At 50.8% G+C, this 16,012-nt stretch carries 14 protein-coding genes; 6 read left to right on the top strand and 8 right to left on the bottom strand.

From position 1 onward, the window contains the following. Nucleotides 1–12: 12 nt before the first annotated feature. Nucleotides 13–858, bottom strand: a complete 846-nt coding sequence (locus K3T82_RS23765) for a DUF4397 domain-containing protein (protein ID WP_220196042.1) — start codon at nt 856–858, stop codon at nt 13–15. A 534-nt stretch (nt 859–1,392) separates the two neighbouring features. Here K3T82_RS23765 and K3T82_RS23760 point away from each other — a divergent pair. Next, on the top strand, nt 1,393–2,808 hold the full coding sequence (locus K3T82_RS23760) for a serine/threonine protein kinase (RefSeq protein ID WP_220196041.1): 1,416 nt from the start codon (nt 1,393–1,395) through the stop codon (nt 2,806–2,808). Nucleotides 2,809–2,835: 27 nt separating this feature from the next. Here the strand turns inward: K3T82_RS23760 and K3T82_RS23755 are convergent, their stop codons facing one another. From K3T82_RS23755 to K3T82_RS23740, 4 genes are all read right to left on the bottom strand, one after another. After that, nucleotides 2,836–3,438, bottom strand: coding sequence for a class F sortase (locus K3T82_RS23755; protein ID WP_220196040.1), 603 nt, complete (start codon nt 3,436–3,438; stop codon nt 2,836–2,838). Between the two features lie 242 nt (nt 3,439–3,680). Next, nucleotides 3,681–5,105, bottom strand: a complete 1,425-nt coding sequence (locus K3T82_RS23750; RefSeq protein ID WP_220196039.1) for an ABC transporter substrate-binding protein — start codon at nt 5,103–5,105, stop codon at nt 3,681–3,683. A 33-nt stretch (nt 5,106–5,138) separates the two neighbouring features. Next, nucleotides 5,139–5,987 (bottom strand): carbohydrate ABC transporter permease, encoded by an 849-nt coding sequence (locus K3T82_RS23745; protein WP_220196038.1) that lies wholly within the window; start codon nt 5,985–5,987, stop codon nt 5,139–5,141. Further along, nucleotides 5,984–6,994, bottom strand: coding sequence for a carbohydrate ABC transporter permease (locus K3T82_RS23740; protein WP_220196037.1), 1,011 nt, complete (start codon nt 6,992–6,994; stop codon nt 5,984–5,986). Before K3T82_RS23740 ends, K3T82_RS23745 begins: the two co-directional genes overlap by 4 nt. Before the next feature lie 301 nt (nt 6,995–7,295). On the opposite strand from K3T82_RS23740, the gene K3T82_RS23735 reads away from it, so the two are divergent. The 3 genes from K3T82_RS23735 to K3T82_RS23725 all read left to right on the top strand — a co-directional run bounded on the left by K3T82_RS23735 (nt 7,296) and on the right by K3T82_RS23725 (nt 10,662). Continuing rightward, a complete protein-coding gene (locus K3T82_RS23735) occupies nt 7,296–7,781 on the top strand; it encodes an Rrf2 family transcriptional regulator (protein WP_220196036.1) in 486 nt (161 codons plus the stop codon). Between the two features lie 242 nt (nt 7,782–8,023). Continuing rightward, entirely contained in the window at nt 8,024–9,271 is a 1,248-nt protein-coding gene (locus K3T82_RS23730) for an MFS transporter (protein WP_220196035.1), read from the top strand. A 167-nt stretch (nt 9,272–9,438) separates the two neighbouring features. Then, nucleotides 9,439–10,662 carry a cytochrome P450 family protein gene (locus tag K3T82_RS23725; protein WP_220196034.1) on the top strand — a complete coding sequence of 408 codons (1,224 nt, stop codon included), beginning with the start codon at nt 9,439–9,441 and terminating at the stop codon, nt 10,660–10,662. A 240-nt stretch (nt 10,663–10,902) separates the two neighbouring features. On the opposite strand, the gene melA is transcribed toward K3T82_RS23725, so the two are convergent. The 3 genes from melA to K3T82_RS23710 all read right to left on the bottom strand — a co-directional run bounded on the left by melA (nt 10,903) and on the right by K3T82_RS23710 (nt 14,073). Then, nucleotides 10,903–12,219, bottom strand: a complete 1,317-nt coding sequence (melA, locus tag K3T82_RS23720; RefSeq protein WP_220196033.1) for an alpha-galactosidase — start codon at nt 12,217–12,219, stop codon at nt 10,903–10,905. 158 nt (nt 12,220–12,377) lie between these two features. Then, nucleotides 12,378–13,415, bottom strand: coding sequence for a LacI family DNA-binding transcriptional regulator (locus K3T82_RS23715; protein ID WP_220196032.1), 1,038 nt, complete (start codon nt 13,413–13,415; stop codon nt 12,378–12,380). A 184-nt stretch (nt 13,416–13,599) separates the two neighbouring features. Next, on the bottom strand, nt 13,600–14,073 hold the full coding sequence (locus K3T82_RS23710) for a GNAT family N-acetyltransferase (RefSeq protein WP_220196031.1): 474 nt from the start codon (nt 14,071–14,073) through the stop codon (nt 13,600–13,602). Between the two features lie 352 nt (nt 14,074–14,425). Between K3T82_RS23710 and K3T82_RS23705 the strand changes: the two genes are divergently transcribed. Both K3T82_RS23705 and K3T82_RS23700 read left to right on the top strand, forming a co-directional pair. Next, on the top strand, nt 14,426–14,995 hold the full coding sequence (locus tag K3T82_RS23705; RefSeq protein ID WP_220196030.1) for an Hsp20/alpha crystallin family protein: 570 nt from the start codon (nt 14,426–14,428) through the stop codon (nt 14,993–14,995). A gap of 63 nt (nt 14,996–15,058) precedes the next feature. Next, complete coding sequence (locus tag K3T82_RS23700) at nt 15,059–16,009, top strand: quinone oxidoreductase family protein (protein ID WP_220196029.1); 951 nt, start codon at nt 15,059–15,061, stop codon at nt 16,007–16,009. Nucleotides 16,010–16,012: the final 3 nt, after the last annotated feature.

Raw genomic sequence — 16,012 nt, 5'->3', positions numbered from 1 at the left:
AGCCTGACCGGTTCAGAAGCTTTGAGAGCGATGCCTGACAAGCCTGCCCAGGAAATAGATGAGCACACACGCGACCAGAAGGGAAAGGCTTAGCCATTGCCACGAAGGAAAGGATGGCGCTGATACCAATGCTGATGGATCGCTGCCTGTGCCGGGCAGGCCAGGGATACCCATGACTTGCGCGCTAATGAGCTGGAGTTTGGGCGTTCCCTCTTGCTCGCCAATGGCAAAGATACTGGCTACATTCCAGTCCTTGAGCGTTATTGTAAGCGGAAGCTCGACATTTTTTGGGCCTGCGTACAGGGTAAAGGTCCTCTCCCCTGCTCCCACAGTAATATAATTACTGGCTTGCTTATAGTTCAACCCCGAAATGGTAGTCGAGCTCCTGCTCACCTTCACCTGAGCTGAGCCAGTCCCCGGTGCCAGATGATAGGCACGAACCTTGGACCCGGTCTTAGGCGCGGTATTGTCGTCCTGAAAGACGGTAAATGAGAAGCCAGAGCTTTTTGTTCCAAGCCCCACGATGGTATAGGCTGCTCCATCCTTGACCTCGATGTTCTCGGTGACTATCGAGGCGCCCACGCCCTTACCCAGCAGAGCGAGTTCAACACTATGTGTTCCTGCTGGAAGCGGCAAATACTCAGTGACTGTCGCGAACTGGAAACTACGCAATAACTCCTTGCCATCAACGAAGACATCCACAATTCCCACATCAGGAGAGGCATGAACAACGCGAACCATAGCTGTTGGTTGGGTTGCCGCCCGCGCCATTGGCGCGCTGGCAAACATGATTGCCATAACGCAGAATAGCACAACTCCCGTTCGCAAAGTCATTAGAAGGATCGGTAGCATTCTCATAAGAGTTAGATTTTTCTCCTCATTATGCTATAGCGCTTCCCCTGGCACCAGATAAATGAGTCATGGCTTTCGCAAACGCCACCTTCTCCGGCTTTGTTCCTGACGAACAACCATCAATACAAGCCAGTGTGCATTCCCCGGCAGCGTTCACGAAAACCTGAAGACAGGTCACACACATTGATACGCAATATAAACATTTCTGGATCTCTTTTGGCAGACAATTCTTCCAACATTGCCAATTTTGCTCTGTAGCATCAAATACTCGTCTATATTCAAGCAGTCTCAGGAGACTGTATTCCTCTTTTAGCAGTTAGATTCAGGGATTCTATATTCACGATGCACCTTCGCGGAGCATCATTGGCTGGGGATGCATTTTCCACGCGCATTCGCAGCTCACGACGCATTATAATGGTTATGGTAGTATTGTTTGTGTCAAGATACGCAAGCAAGACGCGGGCTGGCTCTATCAACGGTCTTAGTTATCTACTAAATTACGGTGCCAGGGAGTAAGCGCCACATAAAGAGGGAATACTTATGGATGAGTACAGGGTTGTAAGACTCCACCCGAAGATCTTTAAGGAACGCTATGACGTCGAGGAAGTTCTTGGACGAGGTGGATTCAGCACCGTCTACCTCGTTAAAGACCGTGAGGGCGAGCGGCAACACTTCGCGCTCAAAGAACTGCTCGACCAGGAACCAGCAGAGCAAGCACGCTTTAAATTCGAGGCCGAGCTCCTTATGAGGCTCGACCACCCGGCGCTCCCTTCTGTCTACAAGCAATTCGAAGAGGGCGAGCGTTCATATATGCTCATGGAATATATTGATGGCCCTAATCTGGAAGTACTACGTAAACAGCAAACCAACCGGAACTTTCCTCTGCGTGAGACGCTCACAATGCTTACTCCCGTCGCTGACGCGCTGACCTACCTCCACACGCGGACAACCCCTATCATTCATCGGGATATCAAACCTGCCAATATAATTGTCCCTAAACAGGGAAAGACGGCAGTACTCGTTGATTTTGGGATCGCCAAAGCCTATCATCCCGACGCCACAACTACCGCTATTCGCCGCTGCACGCCTGGTTACGGCGCACCTGAGCAGTATAGTACGGAGGGATCAGATCGACGAACTGATATCTATGGACTGGCTGCAACCTGCTACACTCTCCTCTCTGGCACTGTTCCCATCGATGCCTTTCAACGCGTTACCCAACTCGCAACCAAAAAAGCCGATCCCTTGCAGCCACTTATAGAACTCGTTCCATCCCTCTCCCCACAGGTAGCTCAGGTTATACACCGCGCGCTTGAGCTGGATGGGACACAACGCTATGATTCCATTGAGCAATTCTGGCAAGCCCTACAGAAGGCAGCCCTTGGGGGATCGCGTACTCCATCCGTTGTGCTAGTCCCAACATTCGCAAAGATAAACCGCCAGCGACAACTTTCCAGCCTGGGGCGAAACGTAGCCATGTTTAGCATCTTACTGCTAGTCGCGCTTGTGGCAGTGGGGAGCGGGATATATTTTCAGTACAATGGGCATTCCGCCGCCAAAATGGGTGCGACACCTACGACACCACAACACTCCATACCAACCGCTACCCAGGTATCACTCTATCCCCAACTCGCTCCAACATATGATGGCACCATTTCCAATCTGCAAACAAACAAGACAGGTAGCCTACAGATGACGGCCATCCAACAGCAAGGTGGAGAGATTAAGGGCATAGTCCTCAAGGAGCAGGAGAAAGGCTCATTCACTGGCGCGCTCGACATCTCACGGCACATCCTCCTCACAGTCACCATTCCGCGCGCAGACCATCCTCTTTTCTTTCAGGGTTCCCTGCGCCAGGATGGTAATCTTGTAGGCTCGTACTGCCAGATCGACGAGGGTGGGCAATGTATGGGGGAATATGGAATTTGGAGCGTCTCACCTGGCCCAAGCCATTAGGGGCAGGCGAAGCGCTCAGAACCAGGGCTAATCCAAACTGGTATACACAACACGCCGCAGGATAGTTTGCTGCGCTACAGAATCCCAGCTTCCTTCACAAGTGATAAGATTAAGGAATTTGCCACTGGTATCCGCGAAAATTGCTTGCAACGGAGCACGTTGAGGGCTATATTGATCTACCTTAATAACATGGAAACGCAGGCGATGTCCCTCGTTGTCGGAAACCATCACGCTATCTCCAACCCGCAACTGGTGCAAGTTCCAGAAGACCGCCGGAACGCCACCAGGTCTATCAAGATGCCCATCGATGACCGCGCTTCCCCGCTGTCCCGGGAGTGGTCCTCGATTGAACCATCCCACGCCGGTCCACCGGTTACGGCGTGGCACATCCAGGTTTGAGCCAGCAAAACCAACCGGCTCGATAGGCGCATCCACCCCGATACGCGGAATCTGAAGGCGGGCCGTCGCGATATTCAGATCCGCGCCAGACCGAGGCACAGTAGGTGTCTTGCTACCCAACGAAGCCACATCTGGTGTACTCACCTGACGGATAGAGGAAGAGGATGCGCAACCAGATAAAACACAGAGTAGAGCCAGGCAATACAGCCAGAAGCGCGACCTTCGCGACATATTACGCCCACAACCTCTTTCTATTACGCTTATACCAGGAGGCAAATCTCTTCTTTTGCTATGTTATGAATATCTACGCCTATCAATATATCTGGATCACTAAGTGTAACCTTTTTTGCCAATCTCTACAACATCCAGTAAATTTGATACTTCGCGCCACCTGAGGGGCAAAAAAGAGTGAGAGCGACATCGCCAGCATTCCACCAGCAAAGTCGCTCTCACTTTTATCTAGGATATACCCGCTACTGATTCGCCGCGTTATACTCATCAAGAGAATCGTTGGCCTTCTGAACCGCCGAGTCAAGGGCGCTCTTGGCGCTATTGTTGTGACCCGTAAGGTAATCATCTGTGGCCTGCTGAATGTAGTTGCGTACGGAAATCATGTTGCCAGCGACGCAGCCAGCATTGTCGTAGTTGGCCGAGCCAGAGCGAATCTGATCAACACCAACCTTGAATTGAGGATACTTATTCAACGTATCCTTCATCTCCTGCTGATTGTAAGCGGAGAGGCGAGTTGGCATATAACCTGTGTTTGCGGACCAGTAAGCCTGATTCTCAGGCTGTGCGGTGTACTTAATGAAGTCCCAGCCGCCTTCCTGCTGATCCTTCGTACCTTTGTTGGTCAACCAGAGCGACGCGCCACCAATGGCAGTGCGACCATCGGTCTGACCAGCGATGCGAGGGACATAAGCTACACCAACGTCAAGCTTGTTACCGGTCTTCTCGTTGGTATTCAGGATATTGCGCAGCGAGGCAATCGACTCAAAGGTAACTGCTGTCTGACCATTCAGGAAAGCGGAGGTAGCAGGCGCGCCATTGGTACCAAAGTACTTGGCGGAACCGCTATCAAGAAGTTGCTTCTGCCACTCCAGCCACTGTACACCGATATTGTTGTTGAAGGCAAAGCTAGCCGCGCGCTGTGTGCGACCATTATTAGGCGTAGCGGCCAGAGTATTGTGCGCAGCCAACTCTTGCTCAAAGAACCAGGAATAATCATAGAGGCCGACGCCCGCGCGTGAGACCTTACCGCTAGAATCTTTCTTTGTCAGCTTCTTGGCCGCACTTAGCAACTGGTCATATGTCCAGAGCTTCTGGTCGGTAGGCAAGCCCGCCTCTTTGAAGGCGTTCTTGTCGTAGTACATAACCATCGTTGAGGAGTTGAAGGGCATCGAATAGAGCTTACCATTGATGGTGTAGTAGCTGCGAATGGCAGGCTCCAGGTCATCGACGAGGCTCTGCAAGTTGTCGCGCTGAATCAGATCTTGCACAGGGATGATCTGCTTGGTATCGATCATACGCTGCGTACCAATGTCATAGATTTGCACAACATTTGGAAGCTGATTACCGCTCAATGAGGCATTAAACTTACTGAGAGTATCATCATATGAAGCCTGGAAGACAGGCTCAATATAATATTTATTCTGGCTCTCGTTATATTTATTCACAAGCTTACGAACAACATCGCCATTGACACCACCCAGACCATACCAGAAGGTAATCTTCGTGGTTCCGGGCTTCTGTGGCACCATAGTAACGGCCGAGGTTGGTGCTGGTGTCGTCGCAGCCGTGTTTGTAGTCGAAGTGCTGTTGTTTGTGCTGCCGCCACATCCCACGATAAGCAGGGCAAGCAAGAGCAAGAACGGTAGATAGAGTTTGCGTAGCCGCATGAAAAGGGTTCCTCCAAATAGGGTTGAAAAAATTTATTTAATAATGCCAGCCGTCAGCCCACGAACGAGTTGGCGATGGCCAAGAATTAAGGGTATCAGAGTTGGAATCAGGATAATCAGAGTCGCAGCCATCTGCGTATTGAGCACCTGAACTTCGCTGTTATGAAAGATCGTGATACCAATCTGTGTCGTACGCCATTGAGACGCGTTCGTGACCAGCAGCGGCCAGTAGAACTGATTCCAGGTCGAAAGAAAGGTATAGAGACCCAGCGTCGAGAGAGCTGGGCGAGCCAGCGGAATCAGAAAGCTCCATAAGTAGCGCAGGTGTCCACAACCATCCAGTTTGGCGGCCTCCCGCAACTCAGGAGGCAGCGTCAGAAAGTACTGGCGCAAGAGGAAGATACCAAAGGCACTAGCCAGGAAAGGCACCACCAGACCTTGATAGCTATCTGTCCAACCTAGATGAGAGATCAACAGGAAGTTAGGTACGATAGTCGCCTCAAAGGGGATCATCATGGTTCCCAAGGCTATCAGAAAAAAGACCGACTTCAACCAGAAGTTGAGGTAAGCAAAGGCATATGCCGCCAGCGATGATGTAATCATTACCCCCAACGTCACCAGAATCGAGACCACAAAAGAATTGAGCACCCAGCGTAACAGGTCTGGCTGTTGCACCAGAACCGCGCCGAAGACGCTAAAATCCAGTTGCCCCAGATTAGGGATGAAGCTGGGCGAGATTGTATCACCCTGCAAGGCGATAGAGAGTGCGAAAATTAATGGAAAGAGCAAAATCAGCGAGGTCAGTACCAGCAAAAGATAGGTAAAGAAGGTACTCACGTGCCGCGCCGCACCATGCGCTGGCTGATGAACTACACTACTCATCGGTAATGCACTCGCTTTCCTAGGAATGTAAATTGGATCACGCTCAAGATGAGCAGAATGATAAACAGAACTACAGACATCGCAGAGGCAAATCCATAACGATGGTCGATCCAGAATGACTGATATATGGCATAGGTAAAGACATTGGTTGAGCTATCCGGTCCCGGACCATTCATCAAGACGTTAAACTGGGTAAAGGCTTGGAATGTCTCGATGGTATTGACAACCAACAGGAAGAGCAAGATAGGCGTCAGCAGGGGCAAAGTGATATGCCAGAACTTACGCCAGCTCCCCGCACCATCCAGGGAGGCACTCTCGTAGAGCTCACCAGGAATAGCCTGCATCCCCGCCAATGTGATGACGAAGGTAAAACCCAGGCCCGACCAGATTGACATGACCGCTATCGAAATAAGCGCCGTTTCGGCGTTGGTCAACAAGCCAGGTTGAGGCAAATTCAACAAATCTACCAGCCAAGTCATGATGTTGGTCGAGGGATCAAAGATCAAAGCCCAGATGACACTGGAACTTGCCAGCGACACTGCGATACTGATTGTAAAGATAAGGCGAAAGATGCCAATACCACGTACCTTCGCCAGCGCCAGCGATGCTAGCCCCAGTCCGCAGAGTATCTGAAGAACTACTACCAACAGGACAAACTCACAGCTCGTCAGGAGGCTACGCAGATAGTCGTTATCTGGCTTGCTGAAATCTAAGATCTGTTGATAGTAGCGCAGGCCTATAAATTTCACTGGTTCGCCAAGCTCATTGGAGATGTTCAAACTCAGCCAGAGCGCTCGCCCGAATGGGTAATAGGTAAATATAAAAAAAATTGCTAGAGCTGGCAGGAGAAAGAGTAGGGCCAAACCCAACTCGCGCCAGCGCGTCACTAGCTCTCTCCTTCTCATCTGAGAAGAGGCTTGTCGCTCTTTAACTTGTTGAGCCATCTCCAGTTGCTCAGGCTCAGCCAGAGTCAAATCCGTTCTAGTTAAATGAGAATTCTGTGTCAATCCTGCTGCGTACTCCTCTCTGTATGGAAATCTATTACTAAAATATCTCTGCTTTATTAACAAATAGTTAAATATGAATAAAGATGAGCCTAAAAATTTATTAAAGATAAGGATCTGAGCTTTAATGTTGGGGTAATTAAGAACCTCTGTGTCTGGGAAAGCCAGTTTGAGAGATGCCTGTTTCTCTTTGGCTTTGACTTGACAAAGTCACGAGTTACAACTATAGTTATCATATATCATTGTAACCATATTCATTACATTACTGAAGAGAGATATTGGTCTCTCAAAGCGAGAAATTATCATGGGTGCCAATAGTCGATTAACCATAGCATCTCATGCTCTGGTGGTAATAGCGCACAGATTGCAAAAGTATGGAGAGCAGTATGACTTCTGCACATCACAGGAGATTGCTGACAGCGTCAACACTAACCCTGTAATCTTACGTGAACTATTAGGAATGATGGAAAAACAGCATCTTGTCCGCGTTCAGCGGGGCTGCAATGCTGGCTGGAAGCTCGCGCGCCAACCAGAGGAGATTACACTTCTCGACGTTTATCATGCGGTCAAGCCGGGCTCGGTGTTCGCAATGCACCATACTCCTCCCAATCCTCATTGTCAGGTCGGGAATGGTATTAGTTCGGTACTGAAAGGCGTTTACGCGAATGTCCAACACACGTTGGAGCAGGAACTGGCAAATACGACTATTGCCGATATTCTGCGTGATAGCCTTGCAGGGTCATCTACATATAATGTCCTTATAGAGGAACAAGCATCAACTTCGATTTAATGCGCTTCAATTGAGGCTCCCCTTTGCTTTTTAATCTTTACAATATAAAGCAAGTCTTCATGCGACGCTCCACTATCTATCCTAGCTCGACGAAGCTCAGGATGAGCCACTAGAATACAGTTAGCATGTACCAGAGCAGTGATCAAGGGAGAACATTAGTATACTCAGTCATGTCTATGGCTTTTAGCCATCAGTGTAACAAATATCATTACACTTGAGCGAAGAAGGCATATCTTTCCTGCATGTCATCCATTGCAAGCTCTCAAGCGCCCACGCGTAATGAACCCTTAAAAGGCCTCAATCCTCGTATCCTCCTCCTGGCTCTGGGCATGTTCGCACTGGGAACCGACGCCTTTGTGGTCGCAGGGGTGCTGCCTACTATTGCTGGAGAAGTCAAGGTAACAGAGTCGCTAGCCGGACAGCTCGTCACAGCTTTCTCCCTGACCTATGGTCTGGGTGCGCCGCTCCTGGCTGCGCTTACTAGTCGATGGTCGCCTAATCGCGTGCTCTTGCTTGCACTGGGGTTCTTCTGTTTTGCTAATATAGGATCTGCCATCGCGCCAACTTTTCCCTTACTGATGCTATCGCGTGTCCTGACTGGCTGCTTCGCCGCATCCTACGCCCCACTCGCTTATACTATTGCAACCTCGATGGCTCCACCAGAAAAACGGGGGCAGGCTCTCTCTCTAGTCGTCATTGGCACAAAAGTAGCCACAGTAATAGGTTCTCCGTTAGGAACCTGGATTGGTGAGCATATCGGCTGGCGCATGTCCTTCGGACTGGTCGCGCTTCTAGCTGGGATAGCCCTTATCGCGCTTCTGATCTTCCGTCTCCCCTCTACAGCCGCACCCATACGCCTATCCCTTGGCGCTCGCCTGGCTCCTATCACACAACCACGGCTGGTACTAGCCCTACTCCCGGCTCTACTATGGAATCTAGGGACATTCGCGGTCTATACCTACATCGCGCCCCTACTTCAAGCTACCGTGCATATTAAGGATGTGAGTGGACTCTTGATGGCGTTTGGAGTGGGAATGATCTGTGGTAACTTGCTGGCGGGACGCATTGTTGACCGCCTCGGATCAAATCGTCCCCTGGTATTCTTCTTGATCGCTCTGATTGTTGTCCAATCTTTCCTCGCTCTGGCGACCACTACCTTGATTGGTAGCATCATATCCATCTTTATCTGGGCTTTGTTGACGTCGATAACCTTCATTCCACAACAATACCGCATGTTACATCTCGCACCTGAACATGCGAATGTCATCCTGGCCCTTAACAATTCAACATTATACCTGGGCATTGCTGCAGGTGCCGGGCTAGGTGGTCTCGCCTTACACATCGTTCCCGTCACACAATTGGGCCTGCTTGGGTCTGGAGTACTCTTGCTCTCTCTCCTACTTTTCGGACTCAGCATCCGCCTGAGCGATGGCAAGGCATCGCAAGATGAAGAACACGCGAGAGAAAAGATACTTGTTACACCTGAATAAAAGAGTATGCAAAACAGGCTTAACCCGAATTTTATAAATTCTTGATAGGCCTGTTTTGCATACTGTAAACAAGTTACCTATCAAATATACAAAGAAGGAAAGAATAGAGTATAATAAATCTAGGCAGAGCGGTACCTGCCTAAATTATATAGAGAATGGAGTCTCTTATGGCAACAACAGAGCCGCAGATTGATTTTACATCTCCTGCATTCAAAAAGAACCCCTATGAGATTCTTGCCAACATGCGACGACAGAATCCCGTCGCAAAAATTTCTCTCCCTGGCGACCGAACAGGTTGGCTAGTTACTCGCTACGAGGACGTTGAAACTCTCATCAAAGATCCACGTCTATCCATCGACATACGCGACGTCTACCCACCCGAAGTTATCCAGGCGGTCTTCCCTTTTGGAGAGGTTTCTGAAGGACTCCTACATAGTATGGTGTTCTCCAATGATCCGAAAACGCACTCGCGTCTTCGCAATCTGGTGAGCCACTCCTTCACCCCTCGCTATATCGAGACCTGGCAGGGCCGTATTCAAAACATCATCGATGAGATCATTAATCAACTCCCAGAGCATGGTGAAATTGATCTCATTCGTGAGGTGGCATTCCCCCTGCCAATGATCGTTATTTCAGAAATGTTGGGCATCCCGGTCGAAGACAGAGAGAAATTCCGCGACTGGTCAAATAGTTATGTGGACTCACTGGGGAACCCTGCAGCAGCTCAGGCCATTATTGGTGATATGGCTGAGTTCCAACAATATCTATTTGAATTGATTGAAGCCAAACGCGCCAATCCTTCGGATGATCTCTTGAGCAAACTGGTGAGTACCGATGTAGAGGGTGATCGCCTTTCTCGTCAGGAACTCATTGGCATGACACTCCTGCTCGTCATGGCTGGAAATGAAACCACGACCACGCTCATCAGTAGCGCAATGCTCACGCTCTTCCAAAATCCTGAACAAAAGGAGCTTCTGAAGCAGAATCCCGCATTACTGAAACCGGCAATCGAGGAATTTATTCGCTATCAGGGCCCGCTTCTCAATTTGAATGATCGTTGGGCAGTGGAAGATTTTGAGTATAAAGGGCAACAGATTAAAAAAGGCGAGTCTGTCTACCTGTGTGTTGCTTCCGCTAACCGCGACGAAGAGCGTTTCCAGAATGGGAACTCCTTCAATGTTCAGCGCTCTGATCTTCAGAGACATGTGGGCTTTGGTCTAGGCATGCACTACTGCCTAGGCGCGCCACTGGCTCGCCTGGAAGGAGTTATTGGCTTGCACACTATCTTGCAGCGCTTGCCAGAGATTCGCCTCGCCGTCCCAGAGGAAGAGCTCACCTGGCGACCGAGCATCATCACATTCGCTCTGGAAAAGCTTCCTGTGCGCTTCTAACATCGTGGCGAGCAGGAGATCAGACACTTCCAGAAAATACATCAATAACTCGACAGGATATTGAAAAGCTTCCTTCGAGGGCTGATCTTGCATTTCTGCCAGGGAAAGATCATACTGCAACCACATAGAAAAACCTCCTGTAGAGAAGACTGACATAACAAATTTCAGTCTCTCTAGGAGGTTTCTTTTCCGTAATAGCGCCCCAAATCTTGATGGGACACTCTATGCCTACACCTCTATTTACTTCTCGAAGGGTTGCAGGAACTCTCGCTGGGCCTCCCACATCTCATCGAAGAGATCGCTCAACTCGGCAGGTGAGCATACGGCAGCACTCAGAGGATCAAGCATCAGCGCGTAGCGTGCCGCCTCCTTATTGCGCTCCAGCAGGGCCTCACTCATTAGCGTATGCACTGCCATATGGCTGCGATTCAGGGCTGCAAGCTGCTCCGGCAGGGGACCAAAATGCGTCGGCTGGACTCCATTGCGGTCCACAAGGCAGGCTACCTCGACGCAACCATCCAACAGGTTATCGATCAGGCCAGTGTTGCGCACATTGCCGTAGATAACTTGGCGACGATTCAGCGTAATACCCTCGACAATATAGGACCCATACTCATGGCTGCGGTTGAAAGGGATCTCAGCACTACCATCGAGCATAGCCTGAATGGTGCCTTCGTTCTTACGCCGCCACTCGGGCCAGTTGTTAGCATAGAAGCCTGTCTCACCCAGGTAGCCAGCACGGCAATAACGCTCAATCAACTCTGGCCGCTTGCGGAAATAGGGAACATATTCAGAGAAGTGACCGCTACTCTCAGTGACAAACGCGCCAAAGTAGCGCATCATTTCAAAACGGACCGGATCCTTCTCATAGATTTCGCTGTCCTGAATGCGTTCCAGCAGCAGTGGATAGGCGTTCTGCCCCTGATAACTCAGCTCAGTAAACCAGGCATTGTGGTTGATGCCTGCGCACTTCCACTCAAGCTCATCATACTCAACCCCCAGGTAACTAGCGAGCTGCTTGGACGAACCCTGGACGCTATGGCAGAGGCCCACTGTACGCATTGTTGTTCCCTTGGAAGCAACCAGAGTCAGAATCGACATTGGGTTGGTATAGTTGAGCACCCATGCCTCGGGGCACAGCTCTTCCGCGTCATGCAGGATATCAAGCCACGCAGGACCAGTGCGCAAGGCCTTGAAGATACCACCGGGTCCGATGGTGTCACCAATGCACTGATTAATACCATACTTCATGGGAATATCGAAGTCGTGGCGCACATTTGCCAGACCGGCGACCTCGATTGTGTTTACCAGGAAGTCGCTTCCAGTCAGCACCTTGCGGCGATCCGTCGAGCTTTCGACATTCCATCGCTTGCCACTTATTTCTACCAGCTTGGCTGCGATCTGGTGCGCCAGTTCCAGACGAGCTGCATCAATATCGACAAGCGCAATCGTCCCCTCATCGAGGCCCTCGATATGCAAAATATCTGTAATCAGTTGGCGCGCAAAGACGGTGCTGCCCGCGCCAATAAATGTAATCTTCGGTGTAGCCTTAGACATACAGATGCCTTCTCCTTCTCTGGTAAGGTCTTGAAAGCCGCCCCCGGCGGCGGTAAACATACAATCCCCATGTTTTTACAACAGCATTCAGAAGACTTGAGCCCACACAGCCCTCTTTAGCTCACTCCGTCTACCCACTGTTGTACCCAACGAACTTTCTATGCAATGGGTGCTGGACCTGTTGACTGCCGTACCACAAGCCGAGTTGGCAGAGTGACAGGCGGAATGTACTCCTCACCCTCTATCATGCGCAAAAGAAGTTGTATAGCCTGCCGCCCCATCGCCTCTTTATCCTGACGCACTGTCGTCAATCCTGGTTCGGTGTAGCGGGCAAGACCCACATCATCAAACCCTGTGAGTGACACATCTTTGGGGACACATAAGCCTTGTTCACGCAAGGCGCGTAAAATTCCCATCGCCATCAGGTCGCTTCCAGCGACGATAGCCGTGAAATCGCGCCGCTCATTTAAAAGCTGACATGCAGCTTCATACGCCTGTTCCGTGTTCCAGCCAGACTGACGTATTAAGTCAGGGTCAAGGCTGTAACCCGCGCTGGTGAAGGCCTGCTGCGCTCCCAGAATACGCTCCATTCCGAACATATTGCTCAATGAGCCAGTAAGAAAGGCGATACGCCGATGCCCTAGCGAAAGCAAATGCTCCGTTACCTGACGTGCGCCGTTTCCGTTATCGCTCTTTATATAGGTAGCGAAACGCCCCTGCCCTACCGCGTCTATGAAGACAGTTGGCAGGTCCGCCTGGACCAGCGCCGGAATACGCGCATCAGCCGAACTCAGAGCAAGAAGGATCGCGCCCGCGACATTGCGCGTCCGAAGCGAGCGAACATACCCTTCCGGCGTCATGTCCTGAGGACGCGATGGCTGTAGCAAATCGTAATCGGCTTCCGCCGCCTCCGCTTCGATGTACTTCAACACATCCAGATAGAAGTAGTGCTTGGTCTCTCCCAGGCGTGAGAAAGAGAGACCCTCCTCTACATGAAACATGCCAAGCACAATCGTCCGCGAACGCTGACGTACCATACTCTGCGCGACTACGTTCGGCTCATACCCCAGGGTAGCTGCTGCCTCCAATACCCGCTGCCTTACCTCTTCGCTGATACGACCCGTACCATTGAGCACACGCGAAACCGTGGTTCGCGAGACACCCGCCAGCCGAGCGACCTGCTCACTGGTAATCATCAGCGTTCTCCTTCACTCCAATTGCGCACACGTGTGCATAGACATGCTTCTATTATGCATGGTAAATTGCGTATATGTCAAGATAACAGCAGTCCAAATTGCGCACACGTGTGCTCTCCCAAAATGGAAATGAGGTAGCTCACCTCTATGTATGGCTTACTACCCCGTATGTATGGACTCGCGCTCAGTCGAGTTTCTTGCGCATCTGGATATTCGTGGGAAGGTAACCTAGCTTCTCGTACATTTTGATCGCGCCATGGTTATGACCAAAGACATGCAGGACTATCGAGTGAAGGTCCAGGTCACGCACTTTCTCTTCCATAAGCTCAAAGGCCCGTGAACCATAACCACGTCTGCGATATGGCTCAAAGATTTCTACATCGTAGACAAAGGCCATAGGCTCAGCTTCGCGCTCAACACGTGCGAACCAGAGGATTCCAGCATGCTCGCCACTCTGTTCATCGTAGATCGAGAAGAGATAATTATTCGGCGTCTCGACTCCTTGAGGCAAATAGTTCTCAAACTCCTTGCGTGAGTTCTCTAACGCGTTCTCGGCGGTCCATCGACCACCTTTGATATGGTCTTCAGCATAACCCTTGACAGCTTTATCTAAATAGCTCTGATATTGCTCCTCGCTCAACGGAACCAGTTGAACCATCCTTGTTTCGCTCCTTTCCTGATAAACACATGCGTATTGTAGCATAATTGCGGACCTCGCAGCATGCGCTTTGCAGAGTTCACAGAGCATGAACGGTTTTGCTCTCCACAAAAGAGGCTACGCTCTTCCATTTCACCACCTGTAGCCGTGAACTGCCCCTCCATCGTGATACTCTCTGTGAGGAGAAATGTAAAGCCTCATACTATAACCAATACTTCAGCACCTTTAAACAACCCAAATTGGGACTTCCCATACGTAGGCGCAGCGCTTCTGCCCGCGCCGGGCACTACATCGGACTCCGCTTCGAACCCTTTCTGCGGACAACTACAAATATGACAGGAGGTATGCTTCTATGAGTATGTCACGCTTCGATCCCTTCGGCGAAGGTCTTAGCCTGCGTAACGCCATGAACCAGCTCTTCGAGCAGAGCTTTGTGCGTCCACGCCTGTTTGGCGAGAGTGTAGAGGCTGTCAGTATGCCAATGGACGTCTACGAGGACGAACATGGCTATGAAATACGTGTAGGCATGCCAGGCGTCAAACCGGAAGACATCAACCTGACCATCCACCAGAACACACTCACCATTCGCGGTGAGTATCATCAGAGGCGAGAAGTCACCGAGCCACAGGCAGAAGCACAGAACCAGCCAACACAAACAACCTCTTCTACTCAGGAGGAACATCATAAACAGGGAAACTGGCTCTTGCGCGAGATCCACTCAGGCTCTTTCCAACGTACCGTGACCCTTGACCGTCCTATCGACGTCGATCATGTAACCACCAATTATGAGAACGGCATTCTAGGCATAAAGCTACCACTTAGCGAGGCTAGCCGTCCACGCCGCATCAATATCCAGCGGGGGCAAGAAACTAATCAGCCTCCCTCTGTCAATGCGGCACAGCCACCACAACAACCATCATAGTCCATGTCTTGTTTTTTGTAGCAACCTACAGAAGTGAGCACGCCAGCAAAGGGGGAAATATCCATGCAAGCCTTACGCATCACTGATTTCGGCCCACCTGAAAACCTCCATTTAAGCGATGTAGAGCATCCTCGGCTCTCCGCCGATGAGGCGCTAGTCGAGATCCACGCTGCTGGACTCAATCCTAGCGATATTGGTAACGCGGCTGGCCGCTTCACCCAAACTGACTTGCCACGTATCCTAGGACGTGATTTCGCAGGCATCGTTATCGAGGGGCCCGAACATATGCTCGGACACGAGGTATGGGGAGGTGGAGCCGAGTTTGGTTTTACGCGTGATGGCTCGCATGCCGAATATATAGCTGCTCCTAGTGCTGTGCTCTGTCCAAAACCAGTCAATCTCTCGATGGAGCAAGCCAGCGCGGTCGCGACCCCCTTCGTCACTGCCTGGCTCTCTCTGGAAGCAAGTCAACTCCAAGCTGGACAGTCTCTTCTCGTTATGGGTGCGCGCGGTGCGGTCGGGAATGCCGCTCTACAACTCGGAAAAGCTCGCGGTCTACGCCTTTTCGGAGCCCAACGCGGTGAACTTCCTACCGAGGATATGTATAAGGCAATCAATACTGAGCATCCCGACGCCCAACAAGAGCTTCTCAAACTCACTCAAGGGCGCGGTGTGGACGCCTGCATCGATACTGTAGGAGGACCCCTTTTCAATCTTGGCCTCTCTTGCCTGACCCATAGTGGTTGCCTTATCGCCATTACTGCCCGCGCCGAGGGCATAGTCCAATTCAATATGCGCAACTTCTACCATCGCGAGCTACGCCTCTTCGGGGTCAACTCTCTCAATTGCGGAGCCACTCAGACTCGGGATGTGCTCAATAAGTTGAGGCAGGACTTTGAAGCAGGCGAGCTTCACGCTCCAAATATTCGCACCTTCCCCCTACACGAAGCACCTCAAATCTATCAACAGCTAGCTCAGGGAGTGCTCGGCACCAAGGCTGTCTTCGTCCCCTGAAGC

This window comes from Ktedonospora formicarum, assembly GCF_016587355.1.
Taxonomy (GTDB): domain Bacteria; phylum Chloroflexota; class Ktedonobacteria; order Ktedonobacterales; family Ktedonobacteraceae; genus Ktedonobacter; species Ktedonobacter formicarum.
This window is presented reverse-complemented; position numbering and strand designations above follow the sequence as displayed.

Coding starts and splice junctions, on each gene's coding strand:
- K3T82_RS23765 (WP_220196042.1), bottom strand. CDS start 858: ATGAGAATGCTACCGATCCTTCTAATGACTTTGCGAACGGGAGTTGTG.
- K3T82_RS23760 (WP_220196041.1), top strand. CDS start 1,393: ATGGATGAGTACAGGGTTGTAAGACTCCACCCGAAGATCTTTAAGGAA.
- K3T82_RS23755 (WP_220196040.1), bottom strand. CDS start 3,438: ATGTCGCGAAGGTCGCGCTTCTGGCTGTATTGCCTGGCTCTACTCTGT.
- K3T82_RS23750 (WP_220196039.1), bottom strand. CDS start 5,105: ATGCGGCTACGCAAACTCTATCTACCGTTCTTGCTCTTGCTTGCCCTG.
- K3T82_RS23745 (WP_220196038.1), bottom strand. CDS start 5,987: ATGAGTAGTGTAGTTCATCAGCCAGCGCATGGTGCGGCGCGGCACGTG.
- K3T82_RS23735 (WP_220196036.1), top strand. CDS start 7,296: ATGGGTGCCAATAGTCGATTAACCATAGCATCTCATGCTCTGGTGGTA.
- K3T82_RS23730 (WP_220196035.1), top strand. CDS start 8,024: ATGTCATCCATTGCAAGCTCTCAAGCGCCCACGCGTAATGAACCCTTA.
- K3T82_RS23725 (WP_220196034.1), top strand. CDS start 9,439: ATGGCAACAACAGAGCCGCAGATTGATTTTACATCTCCTGCATTCAAA.
- melA (WP_220196033.1), bottom strand. CDS start 12,219: ATGTCTAAGGCTACACCGAAGATTACATTTATTGGCGCGGGCAGCACC.
- K3T82_RS23715 (WP_220196032.1), bottom strand. CDS start 13,415: ATGATTACCAGTGAGCAGGTCGCTCGGCTGGCGGGTGTCTCGCGAACC.
- K3T82_RS23710 (WP_220196031.1), bottom strand. CDS start 14,073: ATGGTTCAACTGGTTCCGTTGAGCGAGGAGCAATATCAGAGCTATTTA.
- K3T82_RS23705 (WP_220196030.1), top strand. CDS start 14,426: ATGAGTATGTCACGCTTCGATCCCTTCGGCGAAGGTCTTAGCCTGCGT.
- K3T82_RS23700 (WP_220196029.1), top strand. CDS start 15,059: ATGCAAGCCTTACGCATCACTGATTTCGGCCCACCTGAAAACCTCCAT.